A 15434-nucleotide genomic window follows, 5' to 3' on the forward strand; every position below is an offset into this window, starting at 1 on the left:
AGGAGCAGCGCGGGGCGGGGCGGGGTTCGGCCGGGAGCGAGGTCCCGGCCACGAGGAGGGACGGCTCGGCGCCGGCGGGGCGGTCGCCCGGCACGGACGTGGTCGCCGCCGCCGTCACAGGGCTGCCGGGGGCGCCGTCTCCGCCGTCACCCAGCCGAGGTAGCGGGCGCTGCCCCGGACCACCGGCAGGGCGATGACCTCCGGCGTGTCGTAGTCGTGCTCCCGGTGGATGTGCTCCTCCAGCTCGTCGTAGCGTTCCGCCGTCGTCTTGAGGAAGATCTGCCACTCCTCGTTCGTCTCGACGGCGTTCTGCCAGCGGTAGACGGAGGTGACGGGGGCGGAGATCTGCGCGCAGGCCGCCAGCCTGGCCTCCACCGCCGACCGCGCCAGGGCGTGGGCCTTGGCCTCGCTGTCGGTCGTGGTCAGTACGGTCAGCCAGGCCGGCGGCGCTGTCATCGTCCATCTCCTCGGAGTACGGCGGGCTCCCTGCCCGTGGGTCCTCGGTGCGATTGTCGGCCCACGGCGGGCCGGGCGCCGTACGAACGGGTGGTTCAGACGCCGTACGGGCGGAGGCTCCTGGCGTCGCGCAGCGCGGCGCCCCACCACACCAGCTGGTCCAGCAGCGTCTTGGCGGCCGCGTCGGCGGGCCCGGGGTCCAGATGGCGGCCCTGGTCGTCGAAGAGGACCCCGGCGTTGTGGAAGGACACGGTGTCGCGGACGGTGACGGTGTGCAGCTCGGCGAAGACCTGCCGGAGGTGTTCGACGGCGCGCAGTCCGCCGGAGATGCCGCCGTAGGCGACGAAGGCGACGGGCTTGGCCCGCCATTCGGCGCTGTGCCAGTCGATGAGGTTCTTGAGCGGCGCGGGGAACGAGTGGTTGTACTCGGGCGTGAGGACGACGAAGGCGTCGGCGGCGGCGAGCCGGGCGGAGACCGCGCCGAGGCGGGCCGCCTCCTCGGGCCCGGGGCTGAAGGTGATGGCAGGGGGCAGGCCGGCCTCGGCGACGTCGATCAGGTCGGTCTCGATGCCGGGGTGGCCCGCCGCCCGGGCCAGGAACCAGGCGGCGACGACGGGGCCGAAGCGGCCGTCGCGGTTGCTGCCGAGGATGACGGCGACCTTGAGCGGGGCGGCCGGCTCGGTGGACGCGGCGGGCTGCGTGGACGCGGCTGTGGTGGTCATGGGGACGACCTTTCCGCCTCAAGCGCGGTTGAGGTCAAGCCCGTCCTCCGGAGGGTTCGCCCGGCGTACGGTGGCCGCATGACGACGCGCCCTCCCGAGGCCCCGGAAACGCCGCACGCACCCGTGCCCTACATCGAGTTCGACGGCCGGCCGGCTACCGAGGAGGACCTGCGGGTTCCCGCCCTGCACGGTTTCGGCCACTTCACCGCCCTCCAGGTGCGGTCCGGCGCGGCGCGCGGTCTGGCCGTGCACCTGGACCGGTTGGACACCGCGAACCGGGAGCTGTTCGAGCTGCCGCTGGACGGCGGCCGGGTGCGGGAACTGGTCCGGCACGCCCTGGCCGGGGCGGGGCGGACGGACGCCTCGGTGCGCGTCCACGCCTATCTGCCGCCGGGGGCGGCGGCGACGGCCCTGATGGTGACGGTCCGGGAGCCCGCCGCCCCGCCGGCCGGGGCGCGGAGCCTGATGTCGGTCCCGTACGCGCGCACCGTCCCGCACATCAAGCGGCCGGGCGAGTTCGGGCAGATGTACTACGCGACGCTGGCCGGGCGGGCGGGTTACGACGAGGCTCTGCTGACCCTGCCCGGCGGCGTGGTGACCGAAGGCACGACCACGAACATCGGTTTCTGGGACGGCACTTCGGTGGTGTGGCCGGACGCCCCCGCACTCACCGGCACCACGATGACGCTGCTGGAACGGGGGCTCGAACGGGCCGGGCGGCCCCCGGTGCGCCGTCCGGTGACGCTGGAGGGCCCGGACGGGGTGGGCCGTTTCCCCGCCGCCTTCGTCTGCAACTCGCAGGGGATCGCCCCCGTGCGGCGGATCGACGACACCGTGTTCGCGGTCGACGAGGAGCTGACGCGGGAGCTGCGCGCCGTGTACGAGGCCGCCCCGGCCGACGCCGTGTGACGCCCCGCCGGGAAGGGCCCGTACGCGAGGAGCCGCACGGAAGGGGCCGTACGGAAGGCTCTTGTACGGAAGGGGCGGAGGCCGCCGGTCCGCGCCGTGCCGGACCATGGGGTCCATGCAGATCCATATCGAGGCATCGGACCTCCCCGGCCGCGACTGCGGTCCGGACGGCGACTTCCCGGGGTACGAGAACGTCCACGTCGGCGTCCAGCGCAAGGACCGGCCAGGCGAACTGCTCGACCCGCACCCCGGGGACGCCCCCCGCGCCTCGTGGGTCCTCGACTGCACGGCCGTCCCCGCCGCGGACGGGGTCGAGGTGTCGGGGCCCTACGTCCAGAACCGGCTGGGCGGCCGGTTCGTCTACCTGTCCTGGGGCACGGTGGACGGGGGCGGGGTCTTCACCATGTTCCGGCGCGCCAAACTGATGTTCGCCGACATCGAGCCGGGCGTCCTGGCTTCCGCCGCGCGCACCGGCCGTCTCACCGGACGGCTCGGGCTCAGCGATGACCGGGGGCGGCCGCTGTGCGGCCGGGTACGTCCGCCGCGGATCGTCTGGAGCGCCGCGGACGGGAGCTGAGCCCCGCCCTCGGGGCGGGGGTCGGCCATCACGTGCGGGGAGTGCCCCACGGGCCGGATCGGCCGCCCCCGCCCGGCCCGGGGGGGGATGGGCCGGGGATCCGGCCCCGGCCCCGCCGGTCCTGGGGGGGGGTGGACCGGCGGGGGCGGGCGCCGTGGGGGCGGGGGATCCGTCCCGTGGGGGGTGTCTTACGTGTGCCCGGCGCCTCCGAGGTCACACATGTGACCTGCGTCACACTCTGCGTACCGCCTCACCCGATCGGCACCCGGCCCGCCGGTACGGACCGAACGGCCCAGCCGCACCGCCCCGACCTGCGGTGATCCCCCGCGGCAAGGGTGCCGCGCCGGTCCGTGCGGGTGAAAGCTGATCCGGTGTCAGGAGGCGTGGGCGGCCGCGCCCCCGTTGGGTCGGGTTCAGGACACACCCGCTCGCGCCGTCTGCCCGGAGGATCCCCATGCGCAGTCCTGCCCGCCTCGTGACCGGCACCGTCGGTGCCGCGTTCACCGTCATCGCGTTGGGTCTCACCGCCGCCGCTCCGTCCGCGTACGCGGGTGACTTCGGCCGCCTGGAGATCACCCCCTCCACCGCGGCCCCCGGCGCCACCGTCACCGTGAACACCACCGCCTGCGACCCCAAGGGCTCCGGCATCGGCGACGCCAACGAACTGGACGCCGGAGATTTCGAGATGCGCCCCGGCACCCACAAGGAAGTCCTGGTCGGCCAGTTCACCGTGCCGCACGACACCCGCCCCGGCGTCTACGAGATCGTCGTCTCCTGCGACAACGGCAAGGACGCGGTCGGCGACCTCAAGGTGATCGGCGGGGGCAAACCCGACAAGCCGATCCACGACCGCCCCTCCGGTCATGTGCGGACCGGGGTCGGCGGCAGCGTCGAACCGAACTCCACGCAGGTCGCGCTCGGCGTCGGCGTGATCGGCCTGGCCGCCGTCGGCGGCCTGTGGCTGCTGCGCCGCCGCTCCGAGGGCGCCGAAGGCAGCTGAAGCGCGGCGCCGGGCAGCCTGGCCCGGCGGGCCCGCAGGGGCCCGGCCCGGGGCGCCGGAAGCGGCTGGACCGACGGCGCGGAAGCCGGACCGCCGCTGCCTCCCCCGACCGGGCGGGGCGCGTCCCCGAGCGCGCCCCGCCCGCCCCGCACCACCGACCGAGGACGACGCCGTGTCCCCAAGCGCGCAGAAGGCCAAGGGCTGGCTGGTGGGCATCGCCGTGCTGTGCGGCATCTGGCTCATCCAGAACGGCCCCGGCGGCCAGCTGATCCCGCCGCAGCCCTCCAGCGCCCAGGCGTTCGCCGCCGGGCCGCAGCTCCGGCCCGGCTCGCCGGTCGCCGAACCGATGGACCGCTCCGAACCGGTCCGCGTCCGCATCCCGGCCATCGCGGTGGACGCGCCGATGACCCGGCTGGGACTGGCCGCCGACGGCAGCCTCGACGTACCGCCGGACGAGGACCGCAACCTCGCCGGCTGGTACGGGGGCGGCGTCCCGCCCGGCGCGCGGGGCACCGCGATCGTCGCGGGGCACGTGGACAACGCGGACGGCCCGGCCGTCTTCTACGCCCTGGGGTCCCTGGCCAAGGGGAACACCGTCGAGGTGGACCGCGAGGACGGGCGCACGGCCGTGTTCTCGATCGACGCGATCGAGGTCTACGACAACGACGCCTTCCCCGACCAGCGCGTCTACGGCGACGTGCCGCACGCCGCGCTGCGGCTGATCACCTGCGGTGGCGGGTTCTCCGAGGAGACCGGCTACCAGGGCAACGTGGTGGCGTACGCGCACCTCACCGGCGTGCGCTGAAAAGGACCGGTCCCTCGGCGGCGGGCGCCGGGCGGGCGGGCGTCCCTCACGCGTTCCACTGGTCGAAGCCCAACTTGGCCACCAGCGAGAACACCACCGTCAGCAGCACCGCCCGGACGAAGCCGCTCCCCCGGCTCAGCGCCATCCGGGCCCCGATCATCCCGCCCGCCAGGTTGAAGACGGCCATCACGGCCGCGAGCTGCCACAGGACGGTGCCCTGGTACGCGAACATCGCCAGCGCCCCCGCGTTGGTGCACACGTTGACGATCTTCGCCGTGGCCGACGCGGTCACCAGGTCCAGATGCAGCACGGCGGTCAGGGCCAGCACGAGGAAGGTGCCGGTGCCCGGGCCGAACAGCCCGTCGTAGAAGCCGATGCCGCCGCCGACCAGCACGATCGCCGTGACGATCCGGGCCCGGGTGACGGGCCGGTCCGTGCCGTCGCCCGCCGCGGCCGTGCCGAAGGCCGGGCGCAGCATGACGAAGGCCGCGACCCCGAGCAGCACCACCATGATCACCGGGCGGAGCACATCGCTGCTGATCCCGGCGGCGAAGAACGCCCCGGTCATCGATCCCGCGAGCGCCGTCAGCCCGACCCGTACCGCGAGTCCCACCCGTACCGGGGCCTTGCGCAGATAGGTCACCGCCGCACCCGAGGTGCCCACGATGGCGACGGCCTTGTTGGTGCCGAGGACATGGGCCGCGGGGACGTGCGGGAGGCCGAGCAGCAGGGCGGGCAGGAGCAGCAGTCCGCCGCCGCCCACCACCGCGTCGATCCAGCCGGCGGCGGCCGCGGCGAGGCAGAGGAGGATCAGCGTGGTCAGGGATATGTCGGGCACGCCCCGACCTTAAAGGCTGTCCCGGACGTGGGACCCGCCCGCCTGCCGCCGCCCCGTGTCCCGGACCGGCCGCGCCCCGCCCAGGCCCCGCGCCCCGCCCAGGCCCCACGCCACGCCCCGCCCCGGCCCCGGGCGCCTCCCTCACAGGCCCCCGCCCTCTCCGCTGAGCGCAAGGTTCCGCCCGGGAAACAGCCGGGATGCGGCCGGGTAACACCCGCCGCCCACCCTCGGGGCATGAGGACAACCGACGGAGGCCACTGAGATGCCGGAGCCCACCTTCGACCCGAGCGCCGCCGCCCCGGCCGCCGCGCCGCGAGGCGTCCCGGAAGCCGCCGCCCCCTCGGACGCCCCGCCCGCGCCCGGCCGCGTCCCGACGATCGTGGTCGTCGGGCACGGCATGGTCGGCCAGCGGTTCCTGGAGGCCCTGGCCGAGCGCGGCCTGTCCCCGGCGTCCGGCGGCCCCCGGGTCGTCGTGCTCTGCGAGGAGCCCCGTCCCGCCTACGACCGGGTGCGCCTCACCTCGTACTTCGACGGCCGCAGCCCCGACGACCTCTCCCTGGTGGAGCCGGACTTCCCTGGCCGGCACGGCTTCGAGCTGTACGTGGGCGACCCGGCGACGGGCGTCGACCGGGCCGGGCGGACGGTGACCGCGCGGTCCGGGGCGGTCTTCCCGTACGACACGCTGGTGCTGGCGACGGGCTCGTACCCCTTCGTGCCGCCGGTGCCGGGGAAGGACGCCCGGGGCTGCTTCGTGTACCGCACCATCGAGGACCTGCTCGCGATCGAGGAGTACGCCGAGGGCGCGGCCACCGGCGCCGTGGTCGGCGGCGGGCTGCTGGGCCTGGAGGCCGCCGGGGCGTTGAAGGGGCTCGGGCTCGCCACCCACGTCGTGGAGTTCGCGCCCCGGCTGATGCCGGTCCAGGTGGACGGGGGCGGCGGCGCGGCGCTGCTGCGGACGGTCCAGGAGATGGGTCTGACCGTGCACACGGGGGTCGGTACGCGGGAGATCACCGTGGACGGGAGCGGCGCGGTGGCCGGAATGGCCCTGTCCGACGGGTCCTCGCTCGCCGTCGACCTCGTCGTCTTCTCGGCGGGCGTACGGCCCCGGGACCGACTGGCCCGGGAGTGCGGCCTCGCGGTCGGGGAGCGCGGCGGGATCGTCGTGGACGAGGAGTGCCGGACGTCGGACCCGGCGGTGTTCGCGATCGGCGAGTGCGCGCTGGCCGCCGACGGCCGGGTGTACGGGCTGGTCGCACCGGGGTACGAGATGGCCCGGACGGCGGCCGAGGTCATCGCGGGCGGGCGGGCCGCGTTCACGGGGGCGGACCCGTCGACGAAGCTGAAGCTGCTCGGGGTGGACGTGGCCTCGTTCGGGGACGCGCACGGGACGGCCGAGGGGTCGCTCGACGTGGTCTACTCCGACGCCCGGACGGGGGTCTACAAGAAGCTGGTGGTCGGTGCGGACGGAACCCTGCTGGGCGGGGTGCTGGTCGGGGACGCGGAGCAGTACGGCACGCTGCGGGCGATGACCGGCACGGTGCCGCCGCTCGCCCCCGAGCAGTTGGTGCTGCCGGCCGGGGCGGGCGGCGGCCCGGCGGTGCTGGGCCCCGCCGCGCTGCCGGACGAGGCCGTGGTCTGCTCCTGCCACAACGTGACCAAAGGCGCGATCCGCGGGCACACCACGCTGCCGGACGTGAAGAGGTGCACCAAGGCCGGTACGGGGTGCGGAAGTTGCCTCAAGGCGATCGGGCAGCTGATGCCGCCGCCCGGGGACGCGGGGCTGTGCGGCTGCTTCCCGTACGGTCGCGGCGAGTTGTACGAGATCGTCCGCACCCTGCGCGTCACCTCGTTCGCCGCGCTGCTCGACTCGCACGGCCGCGAGGAGGCGCGGGGCGGGGACGGCTGCGAGGTCTGCAAGCCGACGATCGGTTCGGTCATCGCCTCGCTCGCCCCCACGGTCGGCGCGAGCGGCTATGTGCTGGACGGCGAGCAGGCGGCGCTCCAGGACACCAACGACCACTTCCTGGCCAACCTCCAGCGCAACGGCTCGTACTCGGTCGTGCCGCGCGTCCCGGGCGGCGAGATCACGCCGGAGAAGCTCGTCGTCATCGGCGAGGTGGCCCGCGACTTCGGCCTCTACACGAAAATCACCGGCGGCCAGCGCATCGACCTCTTCGGCGCCCGCGTCGACCAACTCCCCCTGATATGGGCCCGCCTGGTGGACGCGGGCTTCGAGTCGGGCCACGCGTACGGGAAATCGCTGCGTACGGTGAAGTCGTGCGTGGGGCAGACCTGGTGCCGCTACGGGGTGCAGGACTCCGTGCGGATGGCGATCGACCTGGAGCTGCGCTACCGGGGGCTGCGCGCGCCGCACAAGCTGAAGTCGGCGGTCTCCGGCTGCGCCCGCGAGTGCGCGGAGGCCCGGGGCAAGGACTTCGGGGTCATCGCCACCGCCCAGGGCTGGAACCTGTACGTCGGCGGCAATGGCGGGGCCGCCCCGCGCCACGCCGACCTGCTGGCCCAGGACCTGTCGGACGCCGAACTGGTGCGGCTGATCGACCGGTTCCTGATGTTCTACATCCGCACCGCCGACCGCCTGGAGCGCACCTCGGCCTGGCTGGAGCGGATCGACGGCGGCCTGGACCACGTCCGGGACGTGGTCGTCCACGACGCGCTGGGGCTCTGCGAGGAGCTGGAACGCCTGATGGCCGACCATGTCGCGGGCTACCGCGACGAGTGGGCCGAGACCATCGGCGATCCGGAACGGCTGCGGCGGTTCGTCAGCTTCGTCAACGCCCCCGGCACCCCCGACCCCTCGGTGAGGTTCGTTCCGGAGCGGGACCAGGTCAAGCCCGATCTGGAGCTGCTCGCGGGGCCCGTGCTCGCCGTCCGCACCCTCGAAGGGACCGCATCCCGATGACCACCGCGACGATCACGACCGCGCGGGAGACCGCGCCCCCCGCCGCGCCCGCCGCCGGGACCGTCCGGCTCGCCCACGGGGACGGCTGGTCGGCGGTCTGCGACCGGGCGCTGCTGACCCCCGGGCGGGGCGTCGCCGTGCTGCTGCCGGACGGGGACCAGGCGGCCGTCTTCACGGACCGGGCGGGCCGGGTGTACGCGATCGGCAACCAGGACCCGTTCACCGGGGCGTACGTCCTCGCGCGCGGGCTGCTCGGCTCGGCCGGGGGGCGGCCCTTCATCGCCTCGCCGCTGCTGAAACAGCGGTTCGACCTGACGACGGGCGCGTGCCTGGACGACGAGGAGGCGTCGGTCCCGGTGTTCCGCGTACGCGTGGACTGACCCGGCGGGGGGGGCCTGCGCAACTCCTCCGCTGCCCGTTCACCTGAACGTGACACTCTGTCAACTCCGTGCTCCTACAGTCCTGACGCGCGACCCGCCGGTCCGACCGGAGCGGTGGGCCCTCACTCATGCGTGGAGTGATCGTGGAACGTCGGAACTTCTTGCGCACCGCGGTGATCGGCAGCTCGGCGGCGGCCTTCGGCGGCACCCTGTGGCGGGGTGCCGCCTTCGCCGACCCGGCCCAGCCGGCCACCGGCCCCTACGGCGCGCTCCAAGCGGCCAACAGCGACGGCATCCTGCTGCCGCGCGGCTTCACCAGCCGGGTCGTCGCCCGCTCCGGGCAGACCGTGCCCGGCACCTCCTACCGCTGGCACAGCGCCCCGGACGGCGGCGCGACGTACGCCGACGGATCGGGCTGGATCTACGTCTCCAACGCCGAGGTGTCCCCGAGCAGCGGGGGCGGGGCGAGCGCCGTGCGGTTCGACTCCTCGGGGACGGTGACCGCCGCGTACCGCATCCTGGGCAACACGAACAACAACTGCGCGGGCGGCGCCACCCCGTGGAAGACCTGGCTGTCCTGCGAGGAGGTCACCCGGGGGTACGTGTACGAGACCGACCCCTGGGGCGTGAACGCGGCGGTGCGGCGTCCGGCGATGGGGCGCTTCAAGCACGAGGCCGCCGCCGCCGACCCGGACCACGGGTACGTCTACCTCACCGAGGACGAGAGCGACGGCCGCTTCTACCGCTTCCGGCCCGCGGCCTGGGGCGACCTCTCCACGGGCACGCTCCAGGTGCTGGTGGCGGGCTCCGCCACCTCGGGGCCGGTGACCTGGGCGAACGTGCCCGATCCGGCCGCCTCCTCCACCCAGACGCGGTACCAGGTGTCCGGGGCGAAGGTGTTCAACGGCGGCGAGGGCTGCTTCTACGCGGCGGGCACCTGCTGGTTCACCACCAAGGGCGACAACCGGGTGTGGGCGTACGACGCGAACACCTCGTCGATCTCGCTCGCCTACGACGACTCGCTGGTGACGGGCGGCTCCGCCCCGCTGACCGGCGTGGACAACGTCACCCGGTCCGGCTCCGGCGACCTCTACGTCGCGGAGGACGGCGGGAACATGGAGATCTGCCTGATCACACCGGACGACACGGTGGCCCCGTTCCTGCGGATCACCGGCCAGTCCGGTTCCGAGATCACCGGGCCCGCCTTCTCGCCGGACGGCACCCGGCTCTACTTCTCCTCGCAGCGCGGGACGAGCGGAAGCTCCTCCGGCGGCATCACGTACGAGGTGAAGGGGCCGTTCCGCAGCTGACACCGTGCCCGCGTGCGCCGGCGGCCCTCGGCGGTCCCGGCGCACGTCCCGCGGCGCGGCGCACCCCGCTGCTCAGCCCTGCTCACCGGCGGCGGCCGGGTCCATCCAGACGACCTCCCAGATGTGGTGGTCGGGGTCCTGGAACGAGCGGCCGTACATGAAGCCCAGGTCCTGGGTCTCGCCCGCCGGGAACCCTCCGGAGGCCAGGGCCGCGTCCGCGAGGCGGTCGACCTCCTCACGGCTGTCGCAACTCAGGGTCAGGATGACCTCGGCGGTCTTCGAGGCGTCGGCCACGTCCTTCCGGGTGAATCCCTTGAAGCGCGGCTCGGTCATCAGCATGGCGAAGATCGTGTCGCTGATGACCAGACAGGCGGTCCTGTCGTCGCTGAACGCCGGGTTGAAGCCGTAGCCGAGCTTCTCGAAGAAGCCCTTGGTGGTCTCCAGCTCCTTCACCGGCAGGTTCACGAAGATCATCTGAGCCATAGTCGTTCCCTCTTCTCTCGGTCCCCCGGCGCCCGCCGTGCTCCGTCCGGCGCCGTCGAGGGGTGGACGGCGGAGCCGCCCGGAACTCATCGGTGTACGGGCGGAAGACTGGCACGGCCCACTGACAACGCCCCGGACAGCGCCCCCGGCCGGGCAAGCGCCGGACGGGCGGCTCAGGCCCGCTCAGCCCCCCTCACGCCTCCTCAGGCCCCCTCGGGCAACGCGTGCGGGGCGCCGCCGCGCAGCAGGGAACCGCCCAGCGGGGTCAACGTGTGCAGCACCGAGCTGCCGTGGCGCAGCGTCAGGACCAGGCCCGCCTCGCGCAGTACGGAGGCGTGCTGGCTGGCGGAGGCGAGCGACACCCCGGCCCGGCGGGCCAGTTCGCTGGTGGTGCAGCCGGCGCCTATGGAGGACAGGACGGCCGACCGGGTGTGCCCGACGAGCCGGCCGAGCCAGGGGCCCGGTTCGGCGAAGACCGGGGCGCCGGGGTGGGCCACCGGGTAGACGAGCACCGGCCGGAGCGAGGGGTCGCGGTAGACGACCGGGGTGCCCCGGCAGAAGAACGACGGCTGGAGCAGCAGCCCGCGCCCGTCCAGGTGGAGATCGCGGTCGACCGGGTAGTCCGCCTCCAGCACGGGGGCGCGCCACCGGATCATCGGCGGGAGGGCGGCCAGCAGGCCGTCCGTACCGCCGTCCAGCAGGGCCCGGCCGCGCACGGCGCGGTCCGCCTCGACGCTGGCCCGGATGTGCGGCCAGTAGGGCTCGACGGCCGCACGGTGGTAGCTGCGGAGGGCGCCGATGAGCCGGGCGGGCGGCCCGGCCCGGCCGTCCACCAGCGCGGCGGGCAGCGCCGCGCCCGCCGCGCCCCCCGCGCCCGTCCGGGCCCCCCGGCCGCACTGACCGACCGGCCGGTCTGCCCGCTGCCGCACACGGCCGGCGGCCATCAGCTCCAGCTCGGCGTGGACGCGGTCGGCGGGGGTGTCGCGCAGCGCCTCCATTCCGGCGTCGAAACCGAATGGCTCCGCGCCCCCCTGGGAGGGCGTCAGGAAATCCGGGAAATATCCGCGGGGCGGAACGACCGCCGCCAGCAACTGTGCTTCACCATTCAACCGCGCCCGGGATTCCGAACGCCATTTTCCGAACACCGTCGAAGCGCGCCGGTCCCTGAGCCGGTGAAAACTGAGAACGGTTTCCCACAGCGCGTCCGGCCTCGTGGCCATCCGCACCCGCGAAAGGTCCAGCCTGGACACATGGATACGCAGCACTGCTCCCCCACCTGTTGCATCCGCAATTACCCACACCAAAGGGTATGCGGGCCGTCACAGGAGGTCACCACGGGGTTTCGGCCAGAAGTGAAAGGTCTCGCCCCGTGCCGCGTCACCCGAAAAGCTGTACGACGTCGGGTACGCATCCGGCGACCACCGGATGAGCACGTGAAGGCCGTGGGGGGCTTTGCGCGTTCGGCGGCGGTGGGCGGCGGTGCGGCTCCGTACCCGATGGGGGTAAGCCGGGTGCGGTCCATGGGTGGGGATCCATGGGCCGCACCCCGGTCTCCCGCCGGACACCCGAATTTCTTTGCGGATTAAACGACGCAACGGGGCAATGTGCTCTGCGCCACATTCCTCGCCCCGTATTCGGTGCTCGCTCCTGACGGCTTCTCGCTGCCGCCGGTCATTTCCGCGCACGGCGAAGCGGCGGCGTACGACGAAGCGGCGGCGCCCCCGCACAGGGCGCCGCCGCTTCTCGGTGCTCCGGGGCCGCCGCGGGGCCGGTGCGCCCGGTGAGGGCCGGGTTTCGGCTTCCTGCTACGGCCCCGGAGGGGCAGGCCGTCCATACGGCCGTGGTCGGTGGGCAGGGCTGTTCGTGCAGCCCTGCCCAGGAGGTCCGGGGTGTTCGTGCACCCAGGACCGGTGAGTCCGGGTCAGCGGCTGTCACTGCCCTTGGACTCGGCTGCGGCCCGGCCCGCCTCCAGGCGGGCTACCGGGATACGGAAGGGCGAGCAGGACACGTAGTCCAGGCCCACCTCGTGGAAGAAGTGCACCGACTCCGGGTCACCGCCGTGCTCGCCGCAGACGCCGAGCTTGAGGTCGGGGCGGGTGGCCCGGCCGGCCTCGACGGCGCTGCGGACCAGCGCGCCGACGCCGTCCTTGTCGATCGTCTCGAACGGGGAGACCCCGAAGATGCCCTTCTCCAGGTACGCGGTGAAGAACGAGGCCTCCACGTCGTCGCGGGAGAAGCCCCACACCGTCTGGGTCAGGTCGTTCGTGCCGAAGGAGAAGAACTGCGCGGCCTCGGCGATCTGGCCCGCCGTCAGCGCGGCGCGCGGCAGCTCGATCATGGTGCCGATGGTCAGCTTGAGGTCGGTACCGGTGGCGGCCTGGACCTCCGCGATGACCCGGTCGGCCTCCTCCCGGACGATCTCCAGCTCCTGGACCGTGCCGACGAGCGGGATCATGATCTCGGCGCGCGGGTCGCCCTTGGCGTTCTTGCGGTGGGCGGCGGCCTCGGCGATCGCCCGTACCTGCATGGCGAAGAGGCCGGGGATGACCAGGCCGAGGCGCACGCCCCGCAGACCCAGCATCGGGTTCTGCTCGTGCAGCTTGTGCACGGCCTGGAGGAGGCGCAGGTCGTTCTCGTTGGCGTCCTTGCGGGACTCGGCGAGCGCGACGCGGACCGACAGCTCGGTGATGTCGGGCAGGAACTCGTGCAGCGGCGGGTCCAGCAGCCGGACGGTGACGGGGAGCCCGTCCATCGACTCGAACAGCTCGATGAAGTCGGCCTTCTGGAGCGGGAGGAGGGCGGCCAGCGCGCTCTCGCGCTCGTCGTCGGTGTCCGCGAGGATCAGCTTCTCGACCATCTCGCGGCGCTCGCCGAGGAACATGTGCTCGGTACGGCACAGGCCGATGCCCTGGGCGCCGAAGCGGCGGGCGCGCAGGGCGTCCTCGGCGTTGTCGGCGTTGGCCCGCACGCGCAGCCGGCGCACCCGGTCCGCGTACGCCATGATCCGGTGCACGGCGGCGACCAGTTCGTCGGCGTCGTCGGCCCCGGCGTGCATCCGGCCCTCGAAGTACTCGACGACCGGGGACGGCACGACGGGCACCTCGCCCCGGTAGACCTTGCCGGTGGAGCCGTCGATCGAGACGAGGTCGCCCTCCTCGATCACGATGCCGCCGACCGTCATCCGGCGGCGCTTGGTGTCGACCTCCAGGTCCTCGGCGCCGCAGACACAGGTCTTGCCCATGCCGCGCGCCACGACCGCCGCGTGGGAGGTCTTGCCGCCGCGCGAGGTCAGGATGCCCTCGGCGGCGATCATGCCTTCGAGGTCGTCGGGGTTGGTCTCGCGGCGGATGAGGATGACCTTCTCGCCGGAGCGGGACCACTTGATCGCGGTGTACGAGTCGAAGACGGCCTTGCCGACCGCCGCGCCGGGCGAGGCGGCGATGCCCCGGCCGAGCAGCTCGGTCTTCGCCGCGTCGTCGAAGCGGGGGAACATCAGCTGGGCGAGCTGGGCGCCGTTGACCCGCTGGAGCGCCTCGGCCTCGTCGATCAGGCCCTGGTCCACGAGCTGGGTGGCGATCCGGAAGGCGGCTCCGGCGGTGCGCTTGCCGACCCGGGTCTGGAGCATCCAGAGCTGGCCGCGCTCGATGGTGAACTCGATGTCGCAGAGATCCTTGTAGTGGTTCTCCAGGGTCTCCATGATCTGCATGAGCTGGTCGTACGACTTCTTGTCGATCGACTCCAGGTCCGCGAGCGGCACCGTGTTGCGGATGCCGGCGACGACGTCCTCGCCCTGCGCGTTCTGGAGGTAGTCGCCGTAGACGCCCTGGTGGCCGCTGGCCGGGTCGCGGGTGAAGGCGACGCCGGTGCCGGAGTCGGGGCCGAGGTTGCCGAAGACCATCGAGCAGACGTTGACGGCCGTGCCGAGGTCGCCGGGGATGCGCTCCTGGCGGCGGTAGAGCTTGGCGCGGTCGGTGTTCCACGAGTCGAAGACCGCGTTTATGGCGAGGTCCATCTGCTCGCGCGCGTCCTGCGGGAACTCGCGCCCGGCCTCGGACTCGACGATCTTCTTGAACTGCTTGACCAGCTTCTTGAGGTCCGCCGCGGCGAGGTCGGTGTCGACCGTGACCTTCTTCGCGTGCTTGGCGGCCTCCAGGGCCTCCTCGAAGAGGTCGCCGTCGACGCCGAGGACGGTCTTGCCGAACATCTGGATCAGGCGGCGGTAGGAGTCCCAGGCGAAGCGCTCGTCGCCGGACTGGGTGGCGAGGCCGGCCACCGAGGCGTCGGAGAGGCCGATGTTGAGAACCGTGTCCATCATGCCCGGCATGGAGAACTTGGCGCCGGAGCGTACGGAGACCAGCAGCGGGTCGTCGGCCTGGCCGAGCCGCTTGCCCATGCGCTCTTCCAGCGCCTTGAGGTGCGCGCTCACCTCGTCGCGCAGCTCGGTCGGCGCGTCGCCGCTGTCGAGGTAGACCTTGCACGCCTCGGTGGTGATGGTGAAGCCCGGAGGGACGGGCAACCCGAGGTTGGTCATCTCGGCGAGGTTGGCGCCCTTGCCGCCCAGAAGATCCTTCAGATCCTTGTTGCCCTCGGTGAAGTCGTAGACGAACTTCTGGGGATCTTTGTTTTCCGACACGGGTCTCGACTCCTCGAGGACGCGGTGGCTGCCCTGACGGCGAGGAACATACCCAGATCGAAGGCGTATGGGTACGTCCACCTGGTCGTCATATGGCCGCAACCACCCGTCCGCCAGCAGATCTAAAGGGTCGTCCGGCCGGAGCACGGAAATCCTTGGCTTCACCTCCCGAAGGCGACATGGCCGAAACTTGACCTGAACCGCTCATTTGAGCGAGCCCCGGGGCAGGTGAGTCCACTTCTCGAACACAACGAGGTGGCACTGAGTGCCACGTCTTTCAGAAGTGCAGTCGCCTCCATTTCGCTCATCTGAGCGCAACCCCGATCAGGGGTGGCGTGAATCACGCTCGATTCGGGCTGCGTATGTCAGGATCCGGACGCCTCGGAACGCCTCGGGCAGTC

General features: G+C 73.0%; 13 protein-coding genes. 7 read left to right on the forward strand and 6 right to left on the reverse strand.

What is annotated here, in order from left to right; genetic code table 11:
• Positions 1 to 114 precede the first annotated feature (114 nt).
• Both cutA and AMK24_RS06055 read right to left on the reverse strand, forming a co-directional pair.
• On the reverse strand, positions 115 to 456 hold the full coding sequence (gene cutA, locus AMK24_RS06050) for a divalent-cation tolerance protein CutA (RefSeq protein ID WP_073765833.1): 342 nt from the start codon (positions 454 to 456) through the stop codon (positions 115 to 117).
• 95 nt (positions 457 to 551) lie between these two features.
• On the reverse strand, positions 552 to 1178 hold the full coding sequence (locus AMK24_RS06055; RefSeq protein ID WP_073765834.1) for an NADPH-dependent FMN reductase: 627 nt from the start codon (positions 1176 to 1178) through the stop codon (positions 552 to 554).
• Between the two features lie 78 nt (positions 1179 to 1256).
• Between AMK24_RS06055 and AMK24_RS06060 the strand changes: the two genes are divergently transcribed.
• The 4 genes from AMK24_RS06060 (at position 1257) to AMK24_RS06075 (ending at position 4469) form a co-directional block, all read left to right on the forward strand.
• Positions 1257 to 2087 (forward strand): aminotransferase class IV, encoded by an 831-nt coding sequence (locus tag AMK24_RS06060; RefSeq protein WP_073765835.1) that lies wholly within the window; start codon positions 1257 to 1259, stop codon positions 2085 to 2087.
• A gap of 115 nt (positions 2088 to 2202) precedes the next feature.
• Complete coding sequence (locus tag AMK24_RS06065) at positions 2203 to 2664, forward strand: DUF5990 family protein (protein WP_073766664.1); 462 nt, start codon at positions 2203 to 2205, stop codon at positions 2662 to 2664.
• A gap of 454 nt (positions 2665 to 3118) precedes the next feature.
• Positions 3119 to 3664 (forward strand): hypothetical protein, encoded by a 546-nt coding sequence (locus AMK24_RS06070; RefSeq protein WP_073765836.1) that lies wholly within the window; start codon positions 3119 to 3121, stop codon positions 3662 to 3664.
• A 172-nt stretch (positions 3665 to 3836) separates the two neighbouring features.
• A complete protein-coding gene (locus AMK24_RS06075) occupies positions 3837 to 4469 on the forward strand; it encodes a class F sortase (RefSeq protein WP_073765837.1) in 633 nt (210 codons plus the stop codon).
• 46 nt (positions 4470 to 4515) lie between these two features.
• On the opposite strand, the gene AMK24_RS06080 is transcribed toward AMK24_RS06075, so the two are convergent.
• Positions 4516 to 5307 carry a sulfite exporter TauE/SafE family protein gene (locus tag AMK24_RS06080; RefSeq protein ID WP_073765838.1) on the reverse strand — a complete coding sequence of 264 codons (792 nt, stop codon included), beginning with the start codon at positions 5305 to 5307 and terminating at the stop codon, positions 4516 to 4518.
• Between the two features lie 262 nt (positions 5308 to 5569).
• Between AMK24_RS06080 and nirB the strand changes: the two genes are divergently transcribed.
• From nirB to AMK24_RS06095, 3 genes are all read left to right on the forward strand, one after another.
• On the forward strand, positions 5570 to 8227 hold the full coding sequence (nirB, locus tag AMK24_RS06085) for a nitrite reductase large subunit NirB (protein ID WP_073765839.1): 2658 nt from the start codon (positions 5570 to 5572) through the stop codon (positions 8225 to 8227).
• Complete coding sequence (gene nirD / locus AMK24_RS06090) at positions 8224 to 8607, forward strand: nitrite reductase small subunit NirD (RefSeq protein ID WP_073765840.1); 384 nt, start codon at positions 8224 to 8226, stop codon at positions 8605 to 8607. Before nirB ends, nirD begins: the two co-directional genes overlap by 4 nt.
• A gap of 143 nt (positions 8608 to 8750) precedes the next feature.
• The gene (locus AMK24_RS06095; protein ID WP_073766666.1) at positions 8751 to 9917 is read left to right on the forward strand and encodes an alkaline phosphatase PhoX; all 1167 of its coding nucleotides are present in this window, start codon (positions 8751 to 8753) and stop codon (positions 9915 to 9917) included.
• A 72-nt stretch (positions 9918 to 9989) separates the two neighbouring features.
• On the opposite strand, the gene AMK24_RS06100 is transcribed toward AMK24_RS06095, so the two are convergent.
• The 3 genes from AMK24_RS06100 to ppdK form a co-directional block, all read right to left on the reverse strand.
• Positions 9990 to 10400: a VOC family protein gene (locus tag AMK24_RS06100; RefSeq protein ID WP_073765841.1), complete on the reverse strand. Its 411-nt coding sequence runs from the start codon at positions 10398 to 10400 to the stop codon at positions 9990 to 9992.
• Positions 10401 to 10603: 203 nt separating this feature from the next.
• The gene (locus AMK24_RS06105) at positions 10604 to 11665 is read right to left on the reverse strand and encodes an ArsR/SmtB family transcription factor (protein ID WP_073765842.1); all 1062 of its coding nucleotides are present in this window, start codon (positions 11663 to 11665) and stop codon (positions 10604 to 10606) included.
• A gap of 656 nt (positions 11666 to 12321) precedes the next feature.
• Entirely contained in the window at positions 12322 to 15033 is a 2712-nt protein-coding gene (ppdK, locus tag AMK24_RS06110) for a pyruvate, phosphate dikinase (RefSeq protein WP_073765843.1), read from the reverse strand.
• Between the last annotated feature and the right edge of the window lie 401 nt (positions 15034 to 15434).

Source organism: Streptomyces sp. CB02366 (assembly GCF_001905905.1).
Taxonomy (GTDB): domain Bacteria; phylum Actinomycetota; class Actinomycetes; order Streptomycetales; family Streptomycetaceae; genus Streptomyces.

Excerpts from the sequence above, each read along its gene's own strand:
- cutA (WP_073765833.1), bottom strand. The coding sequence starts at position 456 with ATGACAGCGCCGCCGGCCTGGCTGACCGTACTGACCACGACCGACAGC.
- AMK24_RS06055 (WP_073765834.1), bottom strand. The coding sequence starts at position 1,178 with ATGACCACCACAGCCGCGTCCACGCAGCCCGCCGCGTCCACCGAGCCG.
- AMK24_RS06060 (WP_073765835.1), top strand. The coding sequence starts at position 1,257 with ATGACGACGCGCCCTCCCGAGGCCCCGGAAACGCCGCACGCACCCGTG.
- AMK24_RS06065 (WP_073766664.1), top strand. The coding sequence starts at position 2,203 with ATGCAGATCCATATCGAGGCATCGGACCTCCCCGGCCGCGACTGCGGT.
- AMK24_RS06070 (WP_073765836.1), top strand. The coding sequence starts at position 3,119 with ATGCGCAGTCCTGCCCGCCTCGTGACCGGCACCGTCGGTGCCGCGTTC.
- nirB (WP_073765839.1), top strand. The coding sequence starts at position 5,570 with ATGCCGGAGCCCACCTTCGACCCGAGCGCCGCCGCCCCGGCCGCCGCG.
- nirD (WP_073765840.1), top strand. The coding sequence starts at position 8,224 with ATGACCACCGCGACGATCACGACCGCGCGGGAGACCGCGCCCCCCGCC.
- AMK24_RS06100 (WP_073765841.1), bottom strand. The coding sequence starts at position 10,400 with ATGGCTCAGATGATCTTCGTGAACCTGCCGGTGAAGGAGCTGGAGACC.